General features: G+C 38.0%; 26 protein-coding genes. 6 read left to right on the forward strand and 20 right to left on the reverse strand.

All coding sequences use genetic code 11. The annotated features are described in order from the left end of the window. Nucleotides 1–123 precede the first annotated feature (123 nt). Together QL998_RS00830 and QL998_RS00835 are read right to left on the reverse strand one after the other, a co-directional pair. Complete coding sequence (locus tag QL998_RS00830; RefSeq protein WP_290191948.1) at nucleotides 124–549, reverse strand: hypothetical protein; 426 nt, start codon at nucleotides 547–549, stop codon at nucleotides 124–126. Between the two features lie 201 nt (nucleotides 550–750). Further along, nucleotides 751–1,233 (reverse strand): YajQ family cyclic di-GMP-binding protein, encoded by a 483-nt coding sequence (locus tag QL998_RS00835; protein ID WP_007377833.1) that lies wholly within the window; start codon nucleotides 1,231–1,233, stop codon nucleotides 751–753. A gap of 152 nt (nucleotides 1,234–1,385) precedes the next feature. On the opposite strand from QL998_RS00835, the gene QL998_RS00840 reads away from it, so the two are divergent. Continuing rightward, nucleotides 1,386–1,739, forward strand: coding sequence for a VanZ family protein (locus QL998_RS00840; protein ID WP_007581666.1), 354 nt, complete (start codon nucleotides 1,386–1,388; stop codon nucleotides 1,737–1,739). Next, complete coding sequence (locus tag QL998_RS00845) at nucleotides 1,732–2,634, forward strand: 2-dehydropantoate 2-reductase (protein ID WP_290191949.1); 903 nt, start codon at nucleotides 1,732–1,734, stop codon at nucleotides 2,632–2,634. Before QL998_RS00840 ends, QL998_RS00845 begins: the two co-directional genes overlap by 8 nt. A gap of 40 nt (nucleotides 2,635–2,674) precedes the next feature. On the opposite strand, the gene thiI is transcribed toward QL998_RS00845, so the two are convergent. Together thiI and QL998_RS00855 are read right to left on the reverse strand one after the other, a co-directional pair. Then, nucleotides 2,675–4,132 (reverse strand): tRNA uracil 4-sulfurtransferase ThiI, encoded by a 1,458-nt coding sequence (gene thiI / locus QL998_RS00850; RefSeq protein WP_024604433.1) that lies wholly within the window; start codon nucleotides 4,130–4,132, stop codon nucleotides 2,675–2,677. Nucleotides 4,133–4,229: 97 nt separating this feature from the next. After that, nucleotides 4,230–4,883 (reverse strand): TetR/AcrR family transcriptional regulator, encoded by a 654-nt coding sequence (locus QL998_RS00855; RefSeq protein WP_007581663.1) that lies wholly within the window; start codon nucleotides 4,881–4,883, stop codon nucleotides 4,230–4,232. A 198-nt stretch (nucleotides 4,884–5,081) separates the two neighbouring features. Between QL998_RS00855 and coaD the strand changes: the two genes are divergently transcribed. Then, nucleotides 5,082–5,573 (forward strand): pantetheine-phosphate adenylyltransferase, encoded by a 492-nt coding sequence (coaD, locus tag QL998_RS00860; RefSeq protein WP_024595945.1) that lies wholly within the window; start codon nucleotides 5,082–5,084, stop codon nucleotides 5,571–5,573. 35 nt (nucleotides 5,574–5,608) lie between these two features. Here the strand turns inward: coaD and QL998_RS00865 are convergent, their stop codons facing one another. The 10 genes from QL998_RS00865 to argC all read right to left on the reverse strand — a co-directional run bounded on the left by QL998_RS00865 (nucleotide 5,609) and on the right by argC (nucleotide 14,533). Beyond that, nucleotides 5,609–6,115, reverse strand: a complete 507-nt coding sequence (locus tag QL998_RS00865) for a hypothetical protein (RefSeq protein WP_290191950.1) — start codon at nucleotides 6,113–6,115, stop codon at nucleotides 5,609–5,611. Between the two features lie 102 nt (nucleotides 6,116–6,217). Further along, nucleotides 6,218–6,730 (reverse strand): hypothetical protein, encoded by a 513-nt coding sequence (locus tag QL998_RS00870; RefSeq protein WP_290191951.1) that lies wholly within the window; start codon nucleotides 6,728–6,730, stop codon nucleotides 6,218–6,220. Then, entirely contained in the window at nucleotides 6,723–7,232 is a 510-nt protein-coding gene (locus tag QL998_RS00875) for a hypothetical protein (RefSeq protein ID WP_290191952.1), read from the reverse strand. Before QL998_RS00875 ends, QL998_RS00870 begins: the two co-directional genes overlap by 8 nt. Further along, nucleotides 7,225–7,662: a hypothetical protein gene (locus QL998_RS00880; RefSeq protein WP_290191953.1), complete on the reverse strand. Its 438-nt coding sequence runs from the start codon at nucleotides 7,660–7,662 to the stop codon at nucleotides 7,225–7,227. The genes QL998_RS00875 and QL998_RS00880 overlap by 8 nt, the downstream gene beginning before the upstream one ends. A gap of 576 nt (nucleotides 7,663–8,238) precedes the next feature. Then, on the reverse strand, nucleotides 8,239–8,439 hold the full coding sequence (locus tag QL998_RS00890) for a hypothetical protein (RefSeq protein WP_290191955.1): 201 nt from the start codon (nucleotides 8,437–8,439) through the stop codon (nucleotides 8,239–8,241). 259 nt (nucleotides 8,440–8,698) lie between these two features. After that, nucleotides 8,699–10,564, reverse strand: coding sequence for an argininosuccinate lyase (gene argH / locus QL998_RS00895; RefSeq protein ID WP_002958762.1), 1,866 nt, complete (start codon nucleotides 10,562–10,564; stop codon nucleotides 8,699–8,701). A 51-nt stretch (nucleotides 10,565–10,615) separates the two neighbouring features. Next, nucleotides 10,616–11,818 (reverse strand): argininosuccinate synthase, encoded by a 1,203-nt coding sequence (locus QL998_RS00900; protein ID WP_290191956.1) that lies wholly within the window; start codon nucleotides 11,816–11,818, stop codon nucleotides 10,616–10,618. Further along, nucleotides 11,815–12,747 carry an ornithine carbamoyltransferase gene (locus QL998_RS00905; protein ID WP_290191957.1) on the reverse strand — a complete coding sequence of 311 codons (933 nt, stop codon included), beginning with the start codon at nucleotides 12,745–12,747 and terminating at the stop codon, nucleotides 11,815–11,817. Before QL998_RS00905 ends, QL998_RS00900 begins: the two co-directional genes overlap by 4 nt. A gap of 7 nt (nucleotides 12,748–12,754) precedes the next feature. After that, complete coding sequence (argB, locus tag QL998_RS00910) at nucleotides 12,755–13,522, reverse strand: acetylglutamate kinase (RefSeq protein ID WP_182716083.1); 768 nt, start codon at nucleotides 13,520–13,522, stop codon at nucleotides 12,755–12,757. After that, nucleotides 13,523–14,533 carry an N-acetyl-gamma-glutamyl-phosphate reductase gene (gene argC / locus QL998_RS00915; protein WP_290191958.1) on the reverse strand — a complete coding sequence of 337 codons (1,011 nt, stop codon included), beginning with the start codon at nucleotides 14,531–14,533 and terminating at the stop codon, nucleotides 13,523–13,525. A 225-nt stretch (nucleotides 14,534–14,758) separates the two neighbouring features. On the opposite strand from argC, the gene argE reads away from it, so the two are divergent. Beyond that, the gene (argE, locus tag QL998_RS00920; protein WP_290191959.1) at nucleotides 14,759–15,919 is read left to right on the forward strand and encodes an acetylornithine deacetylase; all 1,161 of its coding nucleotides are present in this window, start codon (nucleotides 14,759–14,761) and stop codon (nucleotides 15,917–15,919) included. 62 nt (nucleotides 15,920–15,981) lie between these two features. Here argE and QL998_RS00925 read toward each other — a convergent pair whose 3' ends face one another. After that, entirely contained in the window at nucleotides 15,982–16,914 is a 933-nt protein-coding gene (locus QL998_RS00925) for a hypothetical protein (RefSeq protein WP_007581645.1), read from the reverse strand. Nucleotides 16,915–16,989: 75 nt separating this feature from the next. Continuing rightward, on the reverse strand, nucleotides 16,990–18,375 hold the full coding sequence (radA, locus tag QL998_RS00930; RefSeq protein ID WP_024590039.1) for a DNA repair protein RadA: 1,386 nt from the start codon (nucleotides 18,373–18,375) through the stop codon (nucleotides 16,990–16,992). Between the two features lie 362 nt (nucleotides 18,376–18,737). On the opposite strand from radA, the gene QL998_RS00935 reads away from it, so the two are divergent. Further along, a complete protein-coding gene (locus QL998_RS00935; RefSeq protein ID WP_290191960.1) occupies nucleotides 18,738–21,215 on the forward strand; it encodes a PilZ domain-containing protein in 2,478 nt (825 codons plus the stop codon). 20 nt (nucleotides 21,216–21,235) lie between these two features. On the opposite strand, the gene serB is transcribed toward QL998_RS00935, so the two are convergent. Further along, nucleotides 21,236–22,264 (reverse strand): phosphoserine phosphatase SerB, encoded by a 1,029-nt coding sequence (serB, locus tag QL998_RS00940; RefSeq protein ID WP_290191961.1) that lies wholly within the window; start codon nucleotides 22,262–22,264, stop codon nucleotides 21,236–21,238. Between the two features lie 152 nt (nucleotides 22,265–22,416). Here serB and QL998_RS00945 point away from each other — a divergent pair, with 152 nt between their 5' ends. Further along, the gene (locus QL998_RS00945) at nucleotides 22,417–23,037 is read left to right on the forward strand and encodes an AhpA/YtjB family protein (protein ID WP_007581635.1); all 621 of its coding nucleotides are present in this window, start codon (nucleotides 22,417–22,419) and stop codon (nucleotides 23,035–23,037) included. Here the strand turns inward: QL998_RS00945 and QL998_RS00950 are convergent. The 3 genes from QL998_RS00950 to argS form a co-directional block, all read right to left on the reverse strand. After that, entirely contained in the window at nucleotides 23,004–23,771 is a 768-nt protein-coding gene (locus QL998_RS00950) for a TatD family hydrolase (RefSeq protein WP_024603819.1), read from the reverse strand. The genes QL998_RS00945 and QL998_RS00950 overlap by 34 nt on opposite strands. A gap of 21 nt (nucleotides 23,772–23,792) precedes the next feature. After that, nucleotides 23,793–24,431 (reverse strand): pyridoxamine 5'-phosphate oxidase, encoded by a 639-nt coding sequence (pdxH, locus tag QL998_RS00955; protein ID WP_033028926.1) that lies wholly within the window; start codon nucleotides 24,429–24,431, stop codon nucleotides 23,793–23,795. A gap of 539 nt (nucleotides 24,432–24,970) precedes the next feature. Further along, nucleotides 24,971–26,713 (reverse strand): arginine--tRNA ligase, encoded by a 1,743-nt coding sequence (gene argS / locus QL998_RS00960; RefSeq protein ID WP_290191962.1) that lies wholly within the window; start codon nucleotides 26,711–26,713, stop codon nucleotides 24,971–24,973. Nucleotides 26,714–26,756 lie beyond the last annotated feature (43 nt).

Raw genomic sequence — 26,756 nt, forward strand, 5'->3', positions numbered from 1 at the left:
GCTGCGGCGGCGAGATTACTTGGAAGGGCTAGCCTATTTCGTACAGGTGGTAGTGCAACTCGATTGGAAAAATATGGATGTGAGTGATGTGATTGAAATTTAATAATTATTTTTGGGGATCCCTTAGCCCAATACCCCAACCTTTGTTAATGACGTAATGTCGTCAAAGTAAGCTTGCTCATTTGTATTTTCTTTAAGCGTATAAAGCTCATTTTTGGTAATGGTATAAAATTCGGTTTTTTTAATATTCCCTTGCGCTGATTGTGGGATCCATTGCAGTGCCATTAAAAATAAAACATCAAAATTATTTTTTTCAACTGACAAAGCAAGCCTTTTTACAGGTAGAGACTTAAGTAGGAAGTTAAACTCCTGCTGTGCGCCGTTTAAAATCTTAATAAACTCAGGAGCAAAACCCTGCTTTTTTTGCGCATTAATAATAATGGGAAAGTAGCCATCTTCAACCAGTACATCAATATCAACTGTTTTTGATAAGCTTGGTTTGGTAAATGTAAGCAAAACAAATAACAAAAATAATTGATGACGTTTCATTTTAATACCTTCTAGTGTGAAGTACTCAATTGCATGTGATTAAATATAATAGCTTAAATATCAAAAAGAAGATTAATACATACGGGAGTATCTAGGCAGCAAAGAGGGATAATAGTGAGATATTTAAAAAGAGTAAGTAGCTTCAATCTGTCTGTGAGTATAAACAGATTAAAGCATGCTTAATTTAAAACTATTTATTGATTAATCGCGGAAATTTTTAAACTGAAAAGGCTGACCTAGCTCAGCACTACGCACTACTTGCATAGCCTCTTGAAGATCGTCACGTTTTTTACCCGTTACACGTACTTCTTCGCCTTGAATAGCAGCTTGAACTTTAACTTTAGAGTCTTTAATGGCTTTAACTACTTTTTTAGCCATGTCCTTTTCGATACCCTGCTTTAAGCCAACGTTACGAAATACATTTTTACCTGCACGGGTAATATCTTGAAGCTCTAAGCTTGATACATCCATACCACGCTTAGATATTTTGTTAGCTAAAATATCAAATAATTGCATAACCTGAGAGTCTGCTTCAGCTTTAAGCTTAATTGTTTTGTCATTTAGCTCAATAGATGCATCAACGCCTCTAAAGTCAAAGCGAGTCTCTAGCTCGCGATTTGCATTATCAACTGCGTTTTTAGCTTCGTTCATTTCTACTTCAGATACAATATCAAATGAAGGCATTGGTTTGCTCCTAACTATTTAATCTTAATTTTATGTGGTAATTATAACGCTAAAATTATAAATCTTTACATTTTTCTGCATCTTGTTCAGGTGCGATATTAAATTAGTTTGATATACTTGCGCCTCTTTTTTAAGCGATTTTAGGATTTGTCGTGACAAGGCGTGTTTATCAAGCAATTTTTTTAATCAGCATAGTAGCTTTTACCTTTTTATTTGCCAAAGAAATAAAAGGTGGCGTTGTAAATTTATTTCCTCATGTTGATAAAGTCGCCCATTTTGGGATTTTTTTTATACTAGCCATAATAATGGATAAAGCGTTTAAGCTTCCTTTATATGCGCAAATACTTTTATTGGCAGGTTATGGCGCCTCTATAGAAATAATGCAAGACGCACTTCCATATAGGCAAGCATCACTCGGTGATTTTTTTGCTGATTTTGCAGGTGCCGCAAGCTACTTTTTACTTAGAGTAATTTTTACACCTCGAAAAAAGAACCCATATGGCTAATATTTTAATTATCGGCGATGGTGCTATTGGCTTGTTACTTAGTCATTTTCTAAGTGCGTCGCATAATGTCAGTGTTTTAACTCGCAAAAGCCCAACAAATACCCGCTTTTATAGTCGAGGTAAGGGTGCATCTAAAAAAATTGACGCACAATTTATTGCATTAAATCAGCTAAATAAAGCGGTTGAATTTGATGTTGTTTTATTTACCGTTAAAGCCTTTCAAGTACTTGATGCATTTACGCAAATAAAGCCTTTTCTACCAAGTCATTGCTCTGTTGTACTTTCGCATAACGGCATGGGTAATGTTGATGAGGTAAATAGCCAGCTAAGCACTCACCAAGCACTCTACTTTTTAACGACAAGCATAGCGGGCTTTAAATCAAACCAATACATTGTGCAGCACACTGGTGAGGGACAAAGTGTTATTGGTGCTTGTAATGAATTAGCTTTTCAAAATAGCGCGCCAATAGCTGATATTTTTAAAGTAATACCCAGCCTAAAGTTTACTAATAACATTCAGCAGCTTCGTTTTGAAAAACTACTCGTAAATATTGCCATTAACCCATTAAGCGCTTTAAGTAATGTAAAAAATGGTGAGTTACGCGCACCTAAGTACAACGCTATAATTTTTAATGCACTCACTGAAGCATGCAATATAGCAAACGTACAAGGGCTTAATATCCCATTGATTAAAGCACTTAATACCGCTTATAAAATAATGGAATTAACGTCTGACAATTACTCTTCAATGCAGCAAGACGTAGCGCATTGCAGAGAAACTGAAATATCAGCTATATGTGGCTATATTAGCCAACAAGGTAAACTTCACGGTATTCCTACACCTTACAACGATGAGTTGTTTGTCAAAATTCAGGCAAAAAAAAGCGTGGTATAAACCACGCTTATATTAATTCTTAACTTTAAGACGACAAACCTTATGGGCGGTAAACTTTTACAGTTTCAAAGCCTTGTTCGTGCAGCATAAGTGCCTGTAGTTGGCTCATTACGCCTCTATCACAATATAAATAGTAGTCGGTGTCTTTTGGTAAATCACCAAACTTAGTCGCCAGACGGAAGAACGGTAAATGAACCACTTCAACACCGTCGATTGCAAGCGGTGCAGCTTCTTCTTCCTCTGGTGAGCGAATATCAACTACCACAGAGCCTACAGGCAAATCAGCAACCGATTCAGCTTCTTTAAGTTCTTGTTTGGCTTCTACGTCAATATCACGCACGTCCATTATACGTGCGTTGTTTACAACGGTATCAAGTACATCAAAGTCGAACTTTTCTTCTTCACCAAGAATAACGTCTATTTTGGCTTTAACCGTTGGCTTTTTAGAAATAACACCACAGTATTCAGGCATTGTTTCTGCCATTTCGGCCGTACCAATTTGACGAGCAATATTAATAATTTCTTGCTTATCGTGTTGAATAAGCGGGCGTAAAATAAGCGTTTCAGTAACACGGTCAATCACGCTTAAATTCGCTAATGTTTGACTAGATACTTGGCCAATACTTTCGCCAGTAACAAGTGCTTGAATGTTTAACTTTTGCGCAACCACACTCCCTGCGCGCATCATCATACGTTTAAGTACAACACCCATTTGGCTGTTTTCAACGTTTTCTAAAATTTCAGCAACAACAGGTTCAAAATCAACCGTTACAAATTTAACTTTATGTGTAGAGCTGTATTTTTTCCATAAGTAGTAGCTTGCTTGCTTAACGCCAATTTCGTGCGCTGCGCCACCTAGATTAAAGAATAAAAAGTGTGTGCGCGCGCCTTTACGAATCATTTGGTAACTTGCTACGCCAGAGTCAAAACCACCCGACATAAGCGAAAGCACATCTTCTTGCGTTGGCAGCGGAAAACCAGCCATACCAAAATGTGTTTGCGAAACAATGTAAGCTTTATCATCTTTTACTTCTAAGCGTATTGTTACTTCTGGGCGGCTAAGCTTTACGCTTGCGCCTTCGATATGTTGATTTAATCCACCACCAACATAACGCTCTAAATCAGTTGAGGTAAAGTCGTGTTGACCTATACGCTTTGCACGAACACAAAAGGTTTTACCTACAATAGTATGACCAACTAACGCTATTGTTTTTTGGTAGATATCATCAAGAGTTTCGAATTGTGTTTCGGTTACTTCAATAAATTGAACAATGCCAGGGATGCGTTTAAGGCTATCGATAAAATCAAGACGAACTTGTGCGTCTTCAAGTTTTGTAACAACTGAAATGTTATCCCAGTTATTTCTTACTTGTACTTTTTCGTCAACACGGCGCAATACAATTTTAATGTTATTCTCTAACACTTTAGTAAAGCGTTTACGGACCGAACGGCTTTTAATGGCTATTTCAGGATGTAGTTTGACGATAAATTTAAGCATAGTTCACTCTTAGACTGCGGGAATTCGCGCTCCCAGGCATTTGGCGCGGGATTATAGCAAAAAATTCAGCGTCTAGGAAACAGCCTATTACTATCGATTAAACTACTGTTGGGGCTTGTTGCGCTAATTCAGTATATTTTTCACGTAGCAGGTTCATTTTATCAATGCTTTTATCGGTACTGTACGCTCTAAATAATGTAAGTACTTTTAAAATACCGTGATATATATCTTGCTCAGCAAGGGTACCGCTTGGCCTACGAGCCTTAATATAAGGCGTCCAAAAGCTAACAGTTAACTTTAGTGTATGGGCCAAATCAATCACATCTTGCTCATCAATAGCAATCATTTCACTATCACGAAGACCTAGAATAATTTTGCGAACTTGCTCTAATAACTCTAACTGAAAATCAATGTAAGCTTGTTTTAAATCAGCATCTCTAGAGAGAATATCCCCGAGATTATCGTAAAAAAAATGGTAACGCCACATCAATTCAAATAACGAATCTAAATAAGCCGTTAAATGATTAAATGCATCATCATCTTTATTAATAGGTTTAAAGTGAGTATTTAAATGATCGCGATACAACGCAAAAATATGACGGATAATGTCTTCTTTATTTTTAAAATGATAATAAAGATTACCCGGGCTCATCCCTAAGTTTGATGCAATATGATTTGTCGTTATTGCACGCTCACCATTTTCGTTAAACAACAAAATACTGGTGTGTATTATTTTATCCTTGGTATTCATATGCTAATACTCAAATTATCTATAGGCTACATTACACTCAAAAGAGGTAAACAGTATAAACAAATATGAATCATTAAAACACTCAAACCTTGGACTGATCTGTTCAAAGAAAGTAAGTGTTTATATGCTCTATTAGCTAGGCTGCTTTGTGGCATAAACACTGTTAAACTAGCGCTAAAATCATAAATAGTGAACATTATGAAAGTTATTGCAATTTACCCGGGCACCTTTGATCCACTAACTAATGGTCATACAGATCTTATTCAACGTGCAGCTAAAATGTTTGATACCGTATTAGTTGCGGTTGCGAACAACCCAAGTAAAAAACCCTGTTTTAACCTTGAAGAACGTGTTGAACTTGCAAACTCTATTTTAAGTCACTTAGATAATGTTAAGGTTATTGGTTTTTCTGGCTTATTGGCTGACCTTGCGCGCGATCACAATGCTAATGTGCTTATTCGTGGTATTAGGGCTGTATCTGATTTTGACTATGAATTTCAATTAGCTAACATGAACCGCCGCCTGAATCCTGATTTAGAAAGTGTATTTTTAACACCCGCAGAGCGAAATTCATTTATTTCATCAACGCTTGTTAAAGAAGTCGCTCGTCACAATGGTGATGTAAGCGAGTTTGTAGACCCTGTAATTGTCAAAGCGCTAAAAACTAAACTGGGCTGTGGTGCCAGTTAATAATAAATAAGGCCTGTTAGCACTGAAATCCATTACTAATAGGCCCTTTTATTAAACACTTTATTTAGCTTTCCTTCTAACCAAGCAAGTTTTAAAACATCTTTACCTATAAAGAAAACTAAAACCATGGTCAAATCTGTAAAATTTATACCTACTATGTACACCCACCAGAACCACCAAAATTCATAATGGTGCATAACATCATTATCTATATACATTGCAAAAAATAGTAAGGTGTTTATACCTAAACCAAATAATAAATAAATGTATACACCGCTAATTCTTATAAAAAAACCAGATAAAATAATAACAAATAGAGTAATACTATCGAATAAGAAAAAATCGAAGTAAGTTATCGAATCCATATCAATAAAAATACTAGAAGAGTAAGAAAGTGCCATGATGAAAGATAGCCATACAATGCTTTTATCTGCGTTATTTATAGAGCTTACTAAAGAATATAGAAAAGCCATCAAAAAGCCCCACTGTACAAAAGCACCTATATAAAAAGAGATATTTGTATTTAAAAGTAGCTCAATCATCTTACCCCAACACTATATAAACCGTTATTGTAACGCTTAACATATAACGGCAACATAAAAAATGCACAAAATCACTCTTCTTTTAAGTTGAGCTTTACTGCCTCAGCGATCTAAACTTAACCTTCTAACACACCTTAAAAGCTTGTTTAAGCCTAAAACATCCTTATTGATGATTAATACCAATGCCATTGTAAAGTCGACAAAATACATTCCAAAAATATAAACTGTCCAAAACCACCAATAGTAAAGAGTACCTGCAATTTCAATATCGTAATGCATACCTAAAAATAAACATGCATTAATAAAAAGCCCTACAATTAAATAGTCAAAAGCAATGGGGACAGGATTTTTACATACAGCTCGCCAAAGTAATAAAGTAACTATGGTAACAAAATCAAAATAAAAGTAATTTAAGTGAGGAGTCGAAGTTCGAGGATCCATAAAAAGACTTGAGGTATAAGAAACCAGCATAATGAATGATAACTGTAGCAGGCTTTTATCTGCCTTATTTATACTTGCTGATAGATTATATAAAAATGAAATTAAAAAAAACCAAGTAAATAACAGCCCTATATTATCGCCTAAATCGACAAGACTCCAGAGCAGGTCAGCCATCAACTATCCCCTTCAAACTCGTAATCAAACCATTTTTAAATTTCATTAAATATAAAAAATCTTTGTTTATAAAAAATATAGCTACCATCATAAAGTCGGCTAAATTAACAACAATTGAATAAAAAAACCAAAACCACCAAGGTTCATAATTATTAAAAACTGACACATCTATATACATACCAAGAAATAATGATGAGTTTATAGTCAGCCCTAACAACAAGTAGATCGATATAAGATTTTCAATAATGAAAAACCTTAAAATAAAGATGGCTAAAATAGTTGCTATATCAAACAAAAAGAGTTCAAGGTACGATATGTGTTGTATATCGATAAACAGGCTTGAGGAGTAAGAAATTGACATAACAAATGATAACCATACAGCTTCTTTTTTAGGTGTGTTAATACTTACAACTAATGCGTACAAAAAGGCCATTAAAAAGCCCCACTGTACAAATGCACCTATGTAAAAAGAAATTGCTGGATTAACTAGAATATTATCCATTTTTTTTGAGATTTTTATTGAATACTAGTGACAGAATCATTAAAACATCGAACATATTAACGCCAACAGAATAAACACTCCAATACCACCAAGGCTCATAGTTATATAAAACGTATAGGTCATAATGCATTATGAGAGTGAGTACAGCATTTGTTGTTAACGCAAAGATGATGAAGTGAAAGGCTGCAGAACGTTGGAGTACTTTTAAGTGCTCTAAAATTAATAGAGCTAAAATTGTGATTAAATCATAAAGCGCCCAGTTTAAATATAAACTTTCTAATAAGTTTATATAACCACTGGAAATATATGAGCAGAGCATAAGCGCAGATAAATAAACAGGAGACTTATTTTCTTTATTTATCGTAGAGGCCAAAGAGTACAGGAAGGCCATTAAAAAGCCCCACTGAGTGAAGGCTTTTACATAAACCATTAGGGGTTCAGTAACGTACATTTAAGCTAAGTGACTTTGTGGGTATCGTTTGGCTTGAAGTAATTAAGGAGTTTATTTTTTAATTTATGAAGACCAAGTAAGTCCCTATCTACAATTAAAATAACAATCATTATAAGGTCGATTATATTGACCGAAAATGTATACAAGTCCCATAAAAACCAAGGTTCTCTGTTATTGTTAACATACATATCTAGGTACATACACAAACTCAATAATGAATTAACTATAAGACCTATTAATATATACATAAATGAGGGAGTTGTTTTTTTTAATAGTAAATAAACTGATAGTAGAGCTATTACAGTAGCATAATCATAAAGAGCCCAATCAAGGTAAAGAGAGTTTTCTATTGATAACCATGTAAAAAAATAATCTGATGCGGTATATGAAAGCATCATAATGAAAGAACTGAGCAATAAGGTTGTATTTCTTTTTATATCTAATGAAAAAACAAAAACATTAAAAAAGAACGCCATCAAAAAGCCCCATGAAGCAAAAGCTGATAACGAAAAAAAACCAAAAAACTCAGTTAGAAACATTCATGACCTTCAATATTTATTTTGGTTTACTTGTATCAAGTATAACCCCACCACGCTGTAGATTATCACTGCTCGCTGCAGAAATAGCCTCTTGAGAGAAGCTTACTGTATCAGATTGCAGGGTTTTAGGGCTAGCAGTTTGTTCCATTGCAGGCTTTAATTGTTGTGTTTTGTTGTATGCTTGCATTTGTAATTGGCTATTAGCTGAAACTTGCATGTGATTGATCCTTGTAAAAGTTTTAATTATATTTGGTGCAACTTTTAACCACATTATTATGTAGATAAATGCATTACCTGTTTTAAGCAGTGATAGCTATTTTGCTATCTATCTTATACATAGCAACCAATGTGCCAACTTTTTTTGACACATTAAAATTCACTCAAAAAATATAACCCAACCAAACAACTCCGACCAGTTTACTGCAAATATAAAAAAACGCACAGGGATAACCGTACGTTTTTTGTATCCAGGGAGTTTAAGCTACGTATTTACACGGGATCTCCGCACGTGTACTTAGCTTCAAAATATATTCCATTGCTACTTCGTCACAATTTTCTTTACGAAGGCAAAGTTCACAATCTTTCATTACTTTTTCAGGCAAAGAGTCTTTGCTACAAAAAGTAAAACGTTGTTGTTCAAAAAAATCGGGGACACGGGTCAATACAATAACTCGGTTAAGTGCCAATTTTTTGGCTTTAGTAAGTAGGTGCTCTACAAGCTGTCTACCCTGCCCCGTCACTTTACTTTTTGGGTCTATACCCAATGAGCGTATTTCAGCAAGGCCGGTATCGTAAATGTATAACGATGCACAACCTGACACTTTTCCATTTATTTCAGTAACTGCAAACTCGTTAATAGAGTGCACCATATCGCTTTTTGCACGAGGTAGGTTTTCGCCTACCGTTGCCCAATGCTGTATAAGTGTTGCAATTGCCTCTACATCATCTAAATTTGCATCACGTACCGTTATTTGCTGTTTTTTTTTGGCTTCTTTAACAGCATTAGTTACTTGCTCAATAGACGTCCCACCAAGCGCTTGACGCGCTTTTATACACGCATCAATTTCAAGTACTGGGTAAACATCATCTTCAAACACAGTGTTTACTGATTTGTACTGCTCAAGTGATAGCTCCTCAAGTGTTTTACCTTCGCTAATCGCAAGCTGTACAAGTACACCCACAATATGATGCCCTTCTCTAAATGGCACACCTTTCGCAACTAAGTAATCAGCAAGTTCGGTGGCATTAGCGTGGCCGCCTTTTGCCGCTGCTAACGTTTTATCACCATTTACTTTTACGCCTTTAATACACGCTTGCGCCATATGAATACATGCAAGCCATGTTGGCATAGCGTCAAACAGGCCTTCTTTGTCTTCTTGCATATCTTTATTGTATGCAAGTGGCAGCGCCTTTAATGTCATCATCATAGCGCTAAATGCACCAAATACACGTCCGGTTTTACCGCGAATAAGCTCGAGTGCATCAGGATTTTTTTTCTGAGGCATGAGCGATGAGCCTGACGTGACGTTATCAGCAAGCTCTATAAATCCGGCTTCACCCGAATTATAAAAAATCAGATCTTCAGACATACGAGATAAGTGAATCATCGAAATAGACGCACAACTTAAAAGATCTAACACGAAGTCACGATCAGATACGCCATCAAGGCTATTTTTTGTAGCCGCTGTAAAACCTAATCCGTGGGCTAATGCTTGGCGATCAATCGGATAAGCTGTACCTGCTAATGCACCACTGCCTAATGGGCAAAAATTCATGCGCGCTTTAGCATCTTGCAGGCGGCTTTCATCGCGCTCTAGCATTTCTACATACGCCATACACCAGTGGCTAAACAATACTGGTTGTGCGCGCTGTAAATGCGTGTAACCTGGCAATATTGTGCCAAGCTCTCGCTCTGCAAGCGCTACAAATTCGCCTTTTAGCTGTGCAATGGCATCTAGTAAATGATCGGCTGTATCACGGCACCATAGTCTAAAATCGGTGGCAACTTGGTCATTACGGCTTCGGCCTGTATGTAATTTTTTAGCTAAATCACCTACTTTTTCAATTAGAGCAGCTTCAACATGTGAATGAATGTCTTCTGCACCTGAAGTAGCAACTGATTGTGGATCAGCTTTAACTTCTTCAAGTAGCTCATTTAATGCAGCAACTAATTTTGTATGCTCATCACTTGAAAGTACATTTACCTGTTCAAGTGCACCAGCCCATGCCACAGAGCCAATAATATCTTGCTCTGCTAACTGGTAGTCAAAGGGAAGAGAGTCGTTAAATTGCTTAAACGCCTCATCTGGACCCGTAGAAAAACGTCCGCCCCATAATGCCATGAAATCTCTCCAAACCCTGTAGTGCCCCTTTTATAAGGGGCTATAAATAATTTACTTTTTAGCCAATGCTGAAATTCTGCTTGAAAGCGAGAATAAACGAATAAAGCCTTCAGCGTGTGACTGGTCATATACATCATCTTCGCCAAATGTAGCAAATGCTTCGCTGTATAAGCTATTTGGTGATTGCTTTTGAACCGCAGTTACTTGACCTTTATATAGCTTAAGTACCACTTCACCTGTTGCCACTTTAGAAAGTGCTTCTGCACCGGCTAAAATAGAATCTTTAAGTGGTGTAAACCAACGTCCGTCGTACACTAAATGTGAAAATTCACCACCCAGTACTTCTTTCCATTTACGGCTTGCTTTATCAAGCACTAGCTCGTCAATGGCTTGAAGCGCAGCCATAATTACTGTGCCACCTGGTGTTTCATAACAACCGCGTGACTTCATACCTACTAAACGGTTTTCTACAATATCAACACGCCCAACGCCATGAGGTGATGCAATATCGTTTAATTTAACTAAACAGTCATATGGTTTAAGTTCTTCGCCATTTACAGCAACCACTTCGCCTTCAACAACTTTTAAAGTTACTAGTTCTGATTTATCTGGTGCTTGCTCTGGAGAGTTAGTCCAAGTCCATACTTGCTCAGTTGGTTGACACCATGGATCTTCAAGCTCACCACCTTCGTGCGAAATATGCCAAGCGTTAGCATCACGGCTATAAATTTTTGTAGCAGATGCTGAACACGGAATGTCACGCTCTGCTAAGTAATCAAGTAATGATTCACGACTCGATAAGTCCCACTCACGCCATGGCGCAATTACTTTTAAATCTGGAGCAAGGGCTGCAAAACATGATTCAAAACGAACTTGGTCATTACCTTTACCAGTACAACCATGAGAAAGTGCATCAGCACCTACTTTACGTGCAATTTCAACTTGTGCTTTAGCAATAATAGGACGCGCCATAGACGTACCTAGTAAATAAGTACCTTCGTAAATCGAGCCCGTTTTAAGTGCTGGATAAATGTAATCACTTACCATTTCATCTTTTAAATCAACTACGTAACATTCTGAAGCACCTGAAGCGATTGCTTTAGCTTCTACGCCTTCAAGTTCTTCTGCGCCTTGACCTACATCCGCTACAAACGCAACAACTTCACAACCGTAGTTTTCTTTTAACCATGGCACGATAGCCGATGTATCAAGACCACCTGAATAGGCTAAAACGACTTTTTTAATTGAACTCATAGGTGTTCCTTAACAAAATTTGGATTTAGTAATGTAACTAGCAAAGCATTTTGCGCGTGCATGCGATTCTCTGCTTGTTGAATAATTTTCGATGCTGGACCATCCATTACCTCAGAGGTAATTTCAAATTCACGGTGTGCCGGTTGGCAATGTAATACCGTAGTTGCACCTGTTTGATCTAGCAATGCCTGATTTAATTGATAAGGCATATATTTTTCTTTAACTTGCTCAAGCGGTGTTGTATCACCCATTGATACCCATGTATCTGCATATACAACGTTTGCACCAACAGCCGCTTCAACACGGTCACTTACCATCACTGATGCGCCATTCATTGCCGCTATTTGCTCTGCCTTTTTAAGGATTTGCGAATCAGGCGAGCTGCCTTTTGGCGTTACAGCAACAAAATCAGTGCCAAGCGTTGCCGCTAAAAGCATTAATGAATGAGTTACATTGTTGCCCTCACCTAAGTAAGCCACTTTAAGCTCGCTCACATCGCCGTGAACTTCTTGAAGCGTTAAAAAATCAGCAAGAGCTTGGCATGGGTGGTATAAATCACACAAACTATTTACTACCGGTACTGATGCGTATTCACCTAATGTAGTTAATGTGCTGTGCTGATTTACGCGAGCAACAATACCATCGGCCCAAGTAGAAATATTAAGTGCGAAATCTTTAATTGATTCACGTGCACCCATAGCGCCATTTTGCTGATCTAAATAAACTGCATGGCCACCAAGGCGGTTAATACCTATATCAAACGATAAGCGAGTACGTAAACTTTGTTTTTCAAACAATGTTACGATTGATTTTCCCGCTAATACGTTGCTGTATTTTTCTGGTTTTACTTTTATATCTTGCGCTAACTTTAATAAATTAAGTGCGCCTTCTTGGTCTAACTCTAAACCCGTTAAAAAATTCTCAAACATAATAAACCTATGGTGTAATCTTAGTTCCGACATGCTCGCCTTGTAGCAGAGCAGTTAAATTTTCTGGCTTTTGCCAGCTGGAAATATACACACCGCGTCGTAAATGTTGGGCAGCGTGAAGGCTGGTCTTAACTTTGACCTCCATCCCGCCCACAATTACTCCATTTGTAATTAAAGTATCAATGTGTTTTGTGTCAAGTTGATGTAACGGCTGTTTATTTTCGTCAAGCACTGCTTCAACATCCGTCATAAAAATAAGCTCAGCATTTAAGTTACTAGCAATAGCCGCTGCTGCTTCATCTGCATTTACGTTGTACCAAAGCCCTTGCTCATCAAAGCCTATAGAGCTAACAATCGGTAGGCGACCGATTTTAAGTAAATCATTAACAATAGAATCGTCGTTGCTTTTACATTTACCCACTAAGCAAAGCGCTTTTAGCTTTTGAGTGGCAGTAACACCTGCCTCAAAAAGGCTTAAGCCCACAGGCTTGTGCCCAGCACTAATAGCTTGAGTCATTAATTGTTTATTAGCGCAACCTGCGAGTGCACCCACTATATAAGGCATTTGCTCTGCTGGGCTAATACGTAATCCTTGGTGTTTAGCACTGGCAAAACCCGCTTGTTTTAACCATGTATCAACTAAAGCGCCACCGCCATGTACAATGACAAATTCATCATTTTTTTGCTCATTTAATACATCAAACAACGCTTTTGCTGCATTTTCTGTATTAAGTACTGCACCACCTAGCTTAATTACCCACGTTTTTTTACTCATTTAAAACGCTCCTTTTAATCCAGTGGTATGATCTAAATTCATAGAAATATTAATACACTGCAAAGCTTGTCCAGCAGCGCCTTTTAATAAGTTATCAATAGCAGACATCACAATTAACTGCGTTCCTTGTTGCTGCCAGCCAATATCAACAAATGGCTGCTTAGCTACACCTTTAATTGAAGGTACTTTATCGCCTAATAAACGAATTAATGGCTCGTTAGCAAGTACTTGATAAGCCGATGCAACGTTTTCTTTGGTAACGCCTGGCTTAAGTTGTACATAAATAGTTTCTAAAATACCGCGCGGGAAATTACCTAAATGCGGTGTAAATAACACTTTGTGACCAAGGTGTTGTTCAATTTCAGGACCGTGGCGGTGGTTAAACAAACCATAAGGTGCAAGCGATACCTCACAAAAATGTGTTCCTACACTCGCTTTACGCCCGGCACCCGTAACACCCGATACGGCATTAATAATAATACTTTCGCTGCTCAATAAGCCTGCTTTTTTAAGCGGTTTAAGTGCATTAAGTGCGGCAGTTGGGTAACAGCCTGCAACAGCAATTAGCTTTGCGTTAGCGATAGCATCATGGTTCCACTCTGCTAAACCGTAAGCCGCTTCATTTAAAAGCTCTGGGTGTTGATGCTCAAAACCATAGTAAGTAACGTAATCATCATTATTTGCTAGGCGATAGCCACCAGATAAATCAAATACTTTTTTACCCATAGCTAAAAATTGAGGCGCTAAATCAACACTTACTTTGTGATCGGTACATAAGCATACATAATCAGCATAACTTTGAATGTCATCAAAAGCTGATGCACTAAGAGGAAGTAAAGGACAATCTAGTAAGCCAAGGTGCTCTGGGTATAAATCACTTAGTAATTTATTTTTATCTAAGCTACCCTCAGATACATAACAGCCTGTTAAGGTAAGGTTTGGATGATTAGCAACTAAGCTTGCTAACTCTGCGCCGCTATAACCGCTTGCGCCAATAATAACTACATTCATTGATTACTCGTTATTTTAAAATTTACTGCTAAATATATATGTTGTTCGCTTAAACTAGCTAAGACGCTAAATTAAGACTTAATTTAATGAATTTGTAGATTATCGTCGCATTATTTTCATAGCTTTACTTTAATATATTTATGCTTAAAAAGTGAATTGATATTCATCATAAATACTTTTATATTGTTATGCAATTAAATTGAATAATAATTTTGGATTTTTTTTATGCCTTTGCCTTCGTTTATTTCTATGTATCAACAATTGATTGCAGCCCCTTCTATTAGTGCAATTGAAGACAGCTTGTGTATGAGCAATAAAAACGTAATTGAACTCCTTGCGAGGTGGTGCGAAACACTCGGTTTTACGTGTGAAATTATTGAATTAGAAGGAGGTAAAGGCCGCTTTAATTTATTAGCAAAGCGTGGAAAAGGCGATGGCGGGTTAATGCTTGCGGGCCACACGGATACAGTGCCTTTTGATGACAGCCGCTGGAACCACAATCCGTTTAAACTTACCGAACTAGACAATAAATTGTACGGGCTAGGAAGCATTGATATGAAAGGTTTTTTTGCTTTTGTATTACAAGCGATTAGTGAACTTGATGAAAAGCAGCAAACTCAACCTATTTTAATACTCGCCACTGCCGATGAAGAAACAACTATGGCAGGTGCACAGCAAATATGTAAGCACCCTAATTTAAAACCTGCACGCTGTATAATTGGCGAACCTACTGATATGACGCCAGTATTTATGCACAAGGGCCATATGAGTACAGCAATAAGAGTGGTTGGTCGCTCTGGGCATAGCTCAGATCCCGAACGTGGCCTTAACGCCATTGAAGTAATGCATAAAGTGATTACAAAATTGATGATCTTAAAAGAGCAATTAAAGCATAAGTATTCAATAAATCACTTTAAAATTCCTTATCCAACATTAAACTTAGGTAATATTCATGGTGGCGATAATGCGAATAGAATTTGTGGTTGCTGTGAAATGCATATAGATATGCGCCCATTACCAGGTTTAAGTGTACAAGAACTACAAGCATTAGTGCTTGATGCAACAAAAGAGATAAATCAGCAATACCCAAATGCGGTGAGCGTTATTGATTTACATGAACCAATCCCGGCATTTAGTGGGAGCACCGACAGTGCTTTAGTTAAAATGGCTGAAAAAATAGCGGGGCAAAAAGCGGTCGCAGTAAATTATTGCACTGAAGCGCCGTTTATCCAGCAACTCGGTTGTGAAACAATCGTAATGGGCCCAGGCTCAATTAACCAAGCGCATCAGCCTGATGAGTTTTTAGCGTTGGAAAAAATAAAACCATCGCAACAAATAATCACCAATATCATAAAAGCAAACTGCTTTAGCAATCAGAGTCACTAACTGCTAACAACACAAAATAATAAAGGCACCAATTGGCGCCTTTATTAATACAAAACTAAGGCCTAATCACCTTTAACTTCTAAGTTAATAAACTTAACTAGCTCTTCAGGTTGCCCTACTAGCATCATAACTTGTTGGTTAATTTCCATCATAGTTTTACCTTCAGGTAGCTTTGCTGACACACTGAATGAATTTAAACCTTTCGCAAAGCTGGTTAAAGCCTCTGCAATATCTTCAGTTACAGGAGCTTGTTGTAACTGCTGCTCTAACATCATTTCCATTTGCTCTAGCGTCATGCCTTGCTTTTCAAGCTCACTTGATAGTAAGTCTTTTAACTTACCTTGGTTATTTAAGGCAAAGCTAACATTGCGCGGCTCTAACTTACTCATTGCTTGCATAACAAGTGTTTGCTGCTGTAACTCTTGCTCATAAGTAAGTGGCTGGTTACCCGCTTCTTGCTGCGCTTTACTAATCGCCAATGAAGCATCCATTAATGCTTTTGAATTAGCCAAGCCCATATCCATATTAAAACTAACAATGTCTTTTGCATCAAGCTTAACTACTACATCACTATTGCCAGACTCTTCATCGTAATCAAGTGATGAATGTAAGTCGTAACTTGCCGACGCGAGCATTTCGTTTGTATCAGCAGGTAATTTTGAAACAAAATCTTTATCAAACTGAAAGCTTTTTACATCAAATGATGTATGCGGTGATATTTTATCTGGCTCGTAACCTGTTATTTCAATGCTTTGAATATTAGCAACATTGTCGCCCTCTGGGCTTATTACTTCCATGTTTGTTATTTCTACGCTTTTTGAAATAACACTTGCCGATAAACCAGCGTATTTAAATGTAGCGCCAGTTTGCTCGCTTACTAAAGCAAGTTGCTTATCTACTTCTGCACGCACTTCTTGTGTAGCTACATAATTTGCATAGCTCACGCCACCAACGCCCGCAGCTACAATCGCTGCAACTATTACTAACTTTTTCATGTTATTTCCTTATTCTATTCTTTGTGTAAACCGAGTTTTATTAAGAGTAACATTACACATTAACACCCGTAAGTATTAATTAATTAAACTAAGCAACTCATGTACTGTTTTAACTGGGGTAATTTTAGCGCCCAGCCCTTCCATCGACTTATGGTAATTACGAAATGGAATATATATTTCTGTAAAACCATGTTGTGCCGCTTCTTTAACACGTGGTACGCCACTGTCAATTGGGCGCACATCGCCATTTAAGCTAAGCTCACCCATAATACACGTGGTACGAGGCACAACAAATTCGTTTAAGCTGCTAAGTAACGCGGTTACTAATGCTAAATCAATACAAGTTTCTGTTTCATCTATTCTTAGGCCACCCACAATATTAAAAAACGTATCGTGGAATATTTTGGTTTTAGTGTGTTTTCGTAATATGCCAGTCAGCATTTTTATGCGGTTCATGTTTAAACCAACGCAAACACGCTGCGGAAATTCCGCCTCGGTTTCGGTAGTTAAACACTGAATTTCAAGTAGTAAATTTCGATTACCTTTACGGATACAGGTAATTGTAGAGCCTGGCGAGTCGGTTGTAGACCCCGATAAAAATATTTCGCTCGGGTTATCAACACTCAACATACCACGTTCGCACATTTTAAAAATACCAACAGTATCAATATCACCAAAGCGGTTTTTATTTGCCCTAAGGGTTCTAATTTGCCCATCGTTGGTGTCTATGTGTAAAAGCGCATCGACAATATGTACAAGTGTTTGAGGACCTGCTATTTCGTTATTTTTATTTACATGAGCAATAATGAACATGGTTACATCATTTTGCTTACAGTATTGAGTCAATGCTTGGGCGGCACTTTTTACTTGCGAAGGGGAACCTGGGCTACCATTTGCCGTTTCGGTTACAACCGCTTGAATAGAGTCAATAACAGCAAACTTAATTTTATTTTTCTCGAGCTCTTCAATGATGGTTTCAACACTGGTTTCTGAAAGTAAATAAAGCTCGTCAGGGTTATAGTTTAACTTTAAACGATTTACCCTGTTTTTAAACTGCGATAATGACTCCTCGGCCGTACAGTAAAGTGACGGCATACGTTGTGACATTCTCGCTACTAGGTCAGATAGCAATGTTGTTTTACCAGCACCTGGATCACCCGAAATTATATTAACAGAGCCGGTAGTTACACCACCGCTTAGCACACGATCGAGCTCGCCAATTTCTGTCAGCTGTTTTTCTGCCTCTGACGTAGCAATATCATTAATTTTTTTAGAGCCGCCACCAGCACCGCCAGCATAACCACCTACATTTGCTCGAACTGACGCTTTTTTACTCTGCCCTGCTGAAGGTTTAAATTCTGCTAATGTGTTCCACGCACCGCAGCGGCATTGACCCTGCCAACGTGGGTAGTTCATGCCACATTCTGTACACACAAACTCTATTTTTGCCGCTTTAGTCATTTATAACCTTATCTACGATTCTCTAATTTTAAAAACATTTACTGTTAATAACTTATTTTGCCACTTCAAGCATTTACTTAGCAACAAACTCTTGCCTGCGTAAAAATCTAGCGTCACAATCATTAAATACACATGGTGTTTCTTTTTAGCTATAATTTAGGGCATACTTTTTGCTTTGAAATAGTTTAAAGTAACTTGCCAACAAAATGGCATATAACACATAATAACAAGAGCTAAACAGTAGTAACTAAAATAATTGTACCTATATTAATAACATAGCGCGATTTAACGTTTATTGAACTTCTAATAAATGGACTTAACAGTATACCTACTTTTTCAATTAGACGGTGATGGTTTTATAAATGGCTGATGACATAATGCTCAAACACGAAGACCTCGTGAATGAGTTAAAAACATATTTAGGCAATGCTAAATTTGACCTAATTTTCAAATCAAAAACCGCTGGGTTAACCAAACCTGAGCAATTTTTGATGAAAATGGAAATGTCACGCTTATCTCAGCCAGTGGCACGCTTTGTTGATCTTCGTGGATTAGTGACGGGCCAAGTAAAACCGTATGAGCATAACGGTAAACAGCACTTTATGGATGACACAGCCATTGAAGTGTTTGAAAAAGCACTTAAACAGCATGGTGAATATACTCTAGCCGTTTACGAAGCCGTAATGAATACAGAAAATAACCACCGCGTATTACAAAAACAAGCCGCCGAAAAATCAGAACTACAAGAATCAGAAAGTAACTTAAGCACTGAAGTAATTAAGTTTGCCTCTTACGAGAGCCGACGTGAAGAACGGATGAATTACTCAATAAAAGTAACTATTGATTACAAAGATAAAAAGAACATTGCTGCTAGCACCTCAGATATATCTTTAAGCGGTTGTAAAGTTAAGCTTGCAACGCGCTACTCTATAAAAAAAGGTGAACTAATAGCAATGCGCTTGGTAGGCCTTGAACAAGACTTTGAACTTGGCCTAAAAAACGGTATTCAATACGAGGTTGTTGCCGTTGAAAATATCTCTCGTGAATACAACCACATTCGCTTAAAACGCACTTATATCGAAAATAACGATGCCTTTAATGACTTTTTAGAAAGCTTTATTCACGGTAATAAACGTCGTTATAAAGTAAATTTAGATAACACGCTCGATGCTGTAGTATCAAAGGGGTATGAGCAATACTACATCCCTCGTGTAACGTCTTTATATGTATTTTTAAGCAAAAAAGATGAACAGTATTACCCAAGCCTTAGCCTTACTACTGAAAATAATATTTTTATCCAGCGCTATTTTACCGATGAAAGAAAAACACCGTGTTTGTACAATATACTCAATCATCAGCGCATTACACAATTACTAACCCAAATTACCGCGGTCAAAGAAGATTACCTCTATACATTTACACATATATCATCGGGTAAAATTTACTATTACTCTGCGACACGAACTGAGCTAAATAATAACCCTAAATTACGTGATCTATTTTTAGGTTTTGGTAGCCAAAAAGAAAGTTGGCAGTGCTTTAAAATACAAATAATGCCAAGTCATCCAGATGATTCTTTTATACCGCTTTCATTACCTAATAGTGTTGGCGCTAATATTGAAAAACTCAACAAGCCGCCTTCCCCTCGAGTTAAAGGCCTTATAAAAGACGTTAAATATATTGTTGTACTTACAAGTATTGGCAATAAAACAGAGCAAGCAGATTATAAACAACTTACTTTTGATAAAGCGTTAGTAAATCAGCTTAAACATTTTGGCCACGCAAAACATAAAACGCCACCTTATTTAGATATTGTGCCACTTGAATACGTAAATTTACGCTCGCATAAGCGCTACCTTTATAAAACACCGGTTAGCGTCACTATTAATGATGAAGTATTTAACGGTTATACACGTGACTTTTCTGTAATGGGTTTGCAATTAGAGTGCGAGCAACCAGTCACATTTAAAAAAGGTGATATAGTACTTTTAACATTTCCTGAGCTTCAAAAAATAACTAAAAAGCATAAGCTTAGCGAACTAAAGTACGAAATAATGGCCATTAGTAAGTCATTCACTACTATCAACCTAAAAGCGAATCGTATTGCTGATTTACCCCATGCTGGCGTGACTTTTTTCACTCAGCTAATAGAAGGGAATAAAGACAAACTTAAAGTATCTGAAGAAGCCGCTAAAGTAGAAGGCTTATCTACCGCGCTTAGAAATATGGTTACAAAAAGTGTATGCCAATTTCCGCTGTATTTACACAAGGAAGCTGCACACTTTAAAACAGGTGCAATTGGTTATGGCTTATACGCCAGTCCTGTGCATGTTATTTTGCAAAATTTTGGCTTATTAGGTAACAAAACTGATTTTTCGAGTATTCTTACCGAAGAGCAAATTATTAATGTAATAACGCCTAATATTAAAGATCGCAGTCGCCAAGATGCACCGCTTGCTTTTACACTCGCTATTAATTTCGACCCTCGTAAGGGCAAAATTGAAGAGGCTATTGTTAGCCAATGCGCTTTAGGTGAAGACTACTCAAGCTTTTACAAACAAATTAGTAAAGGCATTACATCACAACTTATATTTGTGATGCGTTTGTATATTTCGCGCACAGGTCGCCCCGATACTGACTACCTATCTAATGAGCTTAAATACGTAAGCCAATATGCAATGCATAAAGCAAAAGACTTAGAAGAAGCATTATGGGCTGTTGCAGGCGTGGGGGACGTAGTAGATATAACTGAAGAAGCTCTAAGCCATTTAGAGCTTAAAAAAGAGCAAGTTGAACAAATGGGCCGCCGTAAACTAATCTGGTTAAACCGCTTACGCTAAGCGGTTTAACTTAAACAGCTTTAAAGAGCGGGCTCATTTTCTAACGGAATAGCCAACATATACAGCAATTGCAATAATGACCCTTCACAAATAGCCGCTTGTGCTTGCTCAACTACTTTAGGTTTGCCATGCACTGCTACACCTAGGCCAGCTTTAGCCATCATGATTAAATCGTTTGCGCCATCGCCAATAGCAACTGTTTGCGACTTCTCAAGCCCTAGTTTATGTTGTAACGACTCTAGAATAATTGCTTTTTGTTGTGCATCTACAATTGTACCCAGTACTTTACCTGTTAGTTTATCGTCTTTAAATTCGAGTACATTAGCGTGCACTTCATCTAAATTAATAAGCTCTTGAACGCGCTCTGCAAACGGTACAAAACCACCTGATGCGATTACTAAATACCAGTCATGCTGTTTTAGAATTTGACACAGCACTTTAATACCCAGCATGAGTGGCAATGCACTTTTTAGTTCTTCAATTAAGCTTTTTTCAATACCAGCCAGTTTAGCTACACGCTGATTTAAACTCTCGCTAAAATCAAGTTTACCCGCCATTGCAAGTGCGGTTACAGAGGCAACTTCGTCGTAAACATCCGCAAGCCGTGCTATTTCGTCTATGCACTCAATAGTTATTGCAGTTGAATCCATATCCATAACCAATAAACCAGGCTCATATAAATTAGGCGCAGTAGAAACTTGCACTAATTGACAATCTAGGGTGTTTGAAAACTCTTGTAGTACTAACGGGTTTATAGCTTGATCGGAGTTTTGCGCGTAAAAACACAGTGCTGGAGCTAACCCTAAATCTGGTTGATATTGACATATAGCACTGACTGTTTGGTTATGCGTAGCTAAAAAATCAATAATGCTAACAATGTGTTTTTCTTCAAAATCACCCGCAAATGCGATGCTAAATAACCCTAATGCTTTGTTTGGTATATAATCAAGAGGTGTAAATACACCACCACTATAGCTAAACCATTTATTTAGAGTTAAGTGTTGTAATGGTTGCTCAGCAGCTTGCTGTGCCATGTTGATTTGCGACATGGAATCTCCGTGTTTATTTTTATTTTCCTGATAATTGGCATATCATAACTGGTATTCTCAACACTAAATTCGCCATCAGGTGGGGTTTAAGGTTATAGTTAGTGTAGTTGTAACATCAAATCAAAATGCTGTCAGTAGCATAAACGGTGACTATGAAAAATAACCATATTAAAAACCCTATTACTGCTTCTCAAAGAAAACGACTTGTTCGCTTAATACTAGCGGCTGGTTGTTTTGTATTACTAAGCTGGGTAGGTGTTAATAGTAGTTTTCAGAGTCATCAGTTACTTTATGATAGTGCCGATAGCACGGCAAAAAGCCTCACTCAGTTTATGGCTTTAAATGTTAAAACACCGCTTATTGAAAAAAACAAACCACAGCTCAACGCCATTTGTAACGATATAAGTAAAGATGAATTTGTACTTTCTGCGACTATTTATGATCAACAGGGCATTTTAATTGCTAGTAGTGACAATTGGCAGTCACATCATATTTATGGACAACTCCCTGACTCTACACCGGGTATTAGTAAACTAAAAACACCTTTTATGGAACCCGTGATAAGCGATGATGACCGCCCTATAGGCTTTGTGTCTGTTACTTATTTAACTCGCGCCGCAATATCAGACAGCCATAATCATTTTCATGACTTAGGTCGGCAGGTACTATTAATGCTAGTGATTGCATGTATTTTTACGTGGCAGTTAGGGCGTGGACTAAAACGTTGGCAGGTAAATCGCTATATGCAAAAAACATCTGAACAAGAATCGTAAAGCTGCTTTGCAAGCGTCCCTCTTTCACTATGTGGCTTTAAATCACATAACGCGTTAAATACATCAGGTATATGCAGTGGCGTGTTAACTTCACCTTGATGACCGCTTAACGGCATTGAAGGTGAGTCGGTTTCAAGTACTAAGTGCTCTGGCTCAATAGCAGCAATAACAGCGCGTGTTTTAACTGCGCGATCATAGGTAATAACACCGCCTACGCCAAGTTTGAAGCCTTGTTTAATATAATATTGCGCTTGTTGAAGCGATCCTGAAAATGCATGGATCACTCCCCCATTTTTTGGCTTACACCGCTTAAACGATTGCGCAATTAAATCATGGCTTTGCCTATGATGCACAATGAGCGGTAAGTTAAGCTCATTAGAAAGCCCTATTTGCTGCTCAAATAAATAAGTTTGTTTAGGAAGGTTTTCAATACTTCGATCAAGCCCGCACTCACCAATAGCTACTAACTGATGCTTGTTTGCAGTCGCGAATTCAAATAATGCTTCTATGTGCGATTCTTTATGTTGCTCTAAAAAGTAAGGATGTAGCCCTGCGGCTATTTTTATACTTGGGTAAGTTGCTTTGAGTTTTATGAGAGTATGCGATTGAGCAAGCGTAATACCCGGCACAACAAACTGATTAACTCCCTTTGCTACACACACGTTTATGAGCGATTCACGATTCGAATCAAACTCGCTAAAGTCGAGGTGGCAATGAGAGTCAATAAATTGCACGGTTACTTACTCATCTATTTATTAAGGATTTAAGCGCGTAATTTGCCAGCTGTTATCTGCTTGGCGCTGATATATAAAGCGATCATGCAAACGATGCGCCCCACCTTGCCAAAACTCAATTTTAGTGGGTACTACACAATATCCGCCCCAAAAATCAGGCAATGGAATTTCACCTTTAGCAAACTTATTTTTCATGTTGGCGAAGGTTTCCATGAGTACTTTACGTGATGACACCGGACGACTTTGCGCTGACGCCCACGCAGCTAATTGGCTTTCTTTAGGTCGAGATAAAAAGTACTTTGCCACGGCAGATGTAGGTAATGGTTTAGCCTCGCCATACACAATAACTTGGCGTTCCATGTGGTGCCACGGAAAGTGCAGCGATATTTTGTTATTACCTTTAAGCTCTTGCGCTTTACGCGAACCTGTATTGGTAAAAAATACAAAACCGTTATCATCCAGATGCTTTAAAAGCACAATGCGCTGTGAAGGCTGACCCGTTTCATCAACAGTTGCTACAACCATTGCTGTTGGATCGGGTAGTTTGCTTGCTACCGCATGCTCAAGCCACGTTTCAAACTGCTTAAACGGATCATCTTGCAAATTATCTTCGCTTAACGCGTCTTGCAGGTATTCACGGCGGATATCTTCGAGTTTCATAACAAGTCCTTTAAATAAAGCCTTAGAAAAGAGCTTAGAGTAGCGAGCTTAAAACAATAGATGTTGAGTAATAACAAATATTAAGATTCAGGTGTATGCGATAGCAATAACACCGAGTCTTGAGTGTATTCGATAACAGTAAACATAGAGTCTCAGGTGCATTCGATAGCAATAAACACAGAGCCTCAGATGCATTCGATAGCAGTAAACATAGAGTCTCAGGTGGATCGTTGGGTTTCGTTTCACTCAACCCAACCTATAACGTAAACTACACAACTCAGATATCTGCAAGTGTAGAAGTGCTGACAAGACGGAGTGCTTTTTTATGCCAAGGAGCATACATTTAGTATGTGACTTAGGCTAGCTAAAAAAGCACGACAACGCAGTCAAAGCGAACTACACGCAGCAGACGGTTCACCTAAGAAGTTTAGCCTAAGACAAGGCGTCCAACCTGACTTATCCCTATGAGCATACGGTTTGTATGTGATTAGGGTAAGTCGGATTGGATAACGCAGTATTAGGTTAAAATACGACGGTGATTACATTTGCTCCATAACTTCAATGCCTAGCAAATCTAATCCCGTTTCTAGTGTTTTAGAAACCAAATTACACAACACTAAACGGCTGTCGCGCACACTTGGCTCTACGCCCTCTTTAAGTACTGGGCAGGCTTCGTAAAATGTCATGTATAAGCTTGCTAGCTCATATAAGTAACCACATAATACGTGCGGTGTTGCTTCGCTGATCATTAAATCAAGTACTTCTTCAAGCTGTAGTAGCTTAAGTGCTAGTGCTTTTTCTTGAGGCTCAATAATTGCAACATCTGAATTTAATGTAGCTGCATCAACGCCTGACTTACGGAAAATACTGCGTATACGTGTATAAGCATATTGTAAGTAAGGAGCGGTTGCGCCTTCAAAGCTTAGCATGCTGTCCCAGTTAAAAATGTAATCACTGGTACGGTGCTTAGAAAGGTCGGCGTATTTAACTGCGCCAATACCTACTTTACGTGCAATCTCACTGCGATCGCTATCACTTAAATCCGATTCACGTTCAGCTAGTTTTGCAGCTGCACGGTTAATTGATTCTTCTAATAAGTCAGCAAGTTTTACCGTACCGCCGGTACGTGTTTTAAATGGTTTATTATCGGCGCCCATCATGGTGCCAAACGGGCAAAACTCGTAGCTTGTTTCGTCTCGTAATAAACCTGCTTTACGCGCTGTAAGCTCTACTTGAGTAAAGTGTAGATTTTGACGTGCATCAACAAAAATTAAGATACGATCAGCACCTAGTTTATTTGAGCGATAATCACATGCAGCTAAATCGGTTGTTGCATATAAAAAGCCACCGCCAGATTTTTGCACAATAAACGCAGATGGCTCGCCATCTTTGTTAGCCAGCTCATCTAAAAATACAACTTGTGCACCTTGCGACTCTACTGCAATGTTTTTATCTTTAAGCAGGCTAATTATATCTTTAAGCTCAGCGTTGTATGCGCTTTCAGCCATAATATCGGCTTGGGTAAGCGTTACATTTAAACGTTTGTATACTTCTTCAGAGTGCTTAACTGAGGTGGCTATAAATAGTTTCCAAAGTTTTTCACAGTGTGCGTCGCCGCCTTGTAGTTTAACAACGTAATTACGGGCTTTATCTGCAAAGCCTTCTTCGTCGTCAAAACGTTTTTTAGCGTCGCGGTAAAAGGTTTCTAAATCGGCAAGTGCTACAGTATCTAAGTCAACACCTTGGCTAATTTGATCCTCTAAATGCGCGATTAACATACCAAATTGCGTGCCCCAATCACCCATATGATTTTGGCGTACTACTGTGTCGCCTCTAAATTCCAGCGCACGTACAATTGAGTCACCAATAATGGTTGAACGTAAATGGCCTACGTGCATTTCTTTAGCAAGGTTTGGCGATGAGTAATCAACCACTACTTTTTGTGGGTTAGCGTGCTCGTTTACAGCAAGCTTTGCATCGCTATTAGCTGCTTTAACGCTTTGCGCTAAAAACTCAGGCTTTAAGTGAATATTAATAAAACCTGGGCCCGCAATTTCAGTTTTTTCTGCGATATCGCTTACATCAAGGTTATCTATAATTTTTTGCGCAAGCTCTCGTGGGTTGCTTTTCATTTTTTTAGCCGCGCCCATTGCTGCATTAATTTGGTAATCACCAAACTGTGGGCGTGTGCTTTGCGTTACTGCTGGGTTTGTGTCTTCAGGTAAGCCTGCGCCCGCCATAGCGGCAATGGCTTTTTCGATTAAAATAGTACGAATATTCATATTTTTTACCTTTGTAAGCCCGCCAAAGCAGGCTTTCAGTTAA

This window comes from Pseudoalteromonas sp. APC 3691 (genome assembly GCF_030408135.1).
Taxonomy (GTDB): domain Bacteria; phylum Pseudomonadota; class Gammaproteobacteria; order Enterobacterales; family Alteromonadaceae; genus Pseudoalteromonas.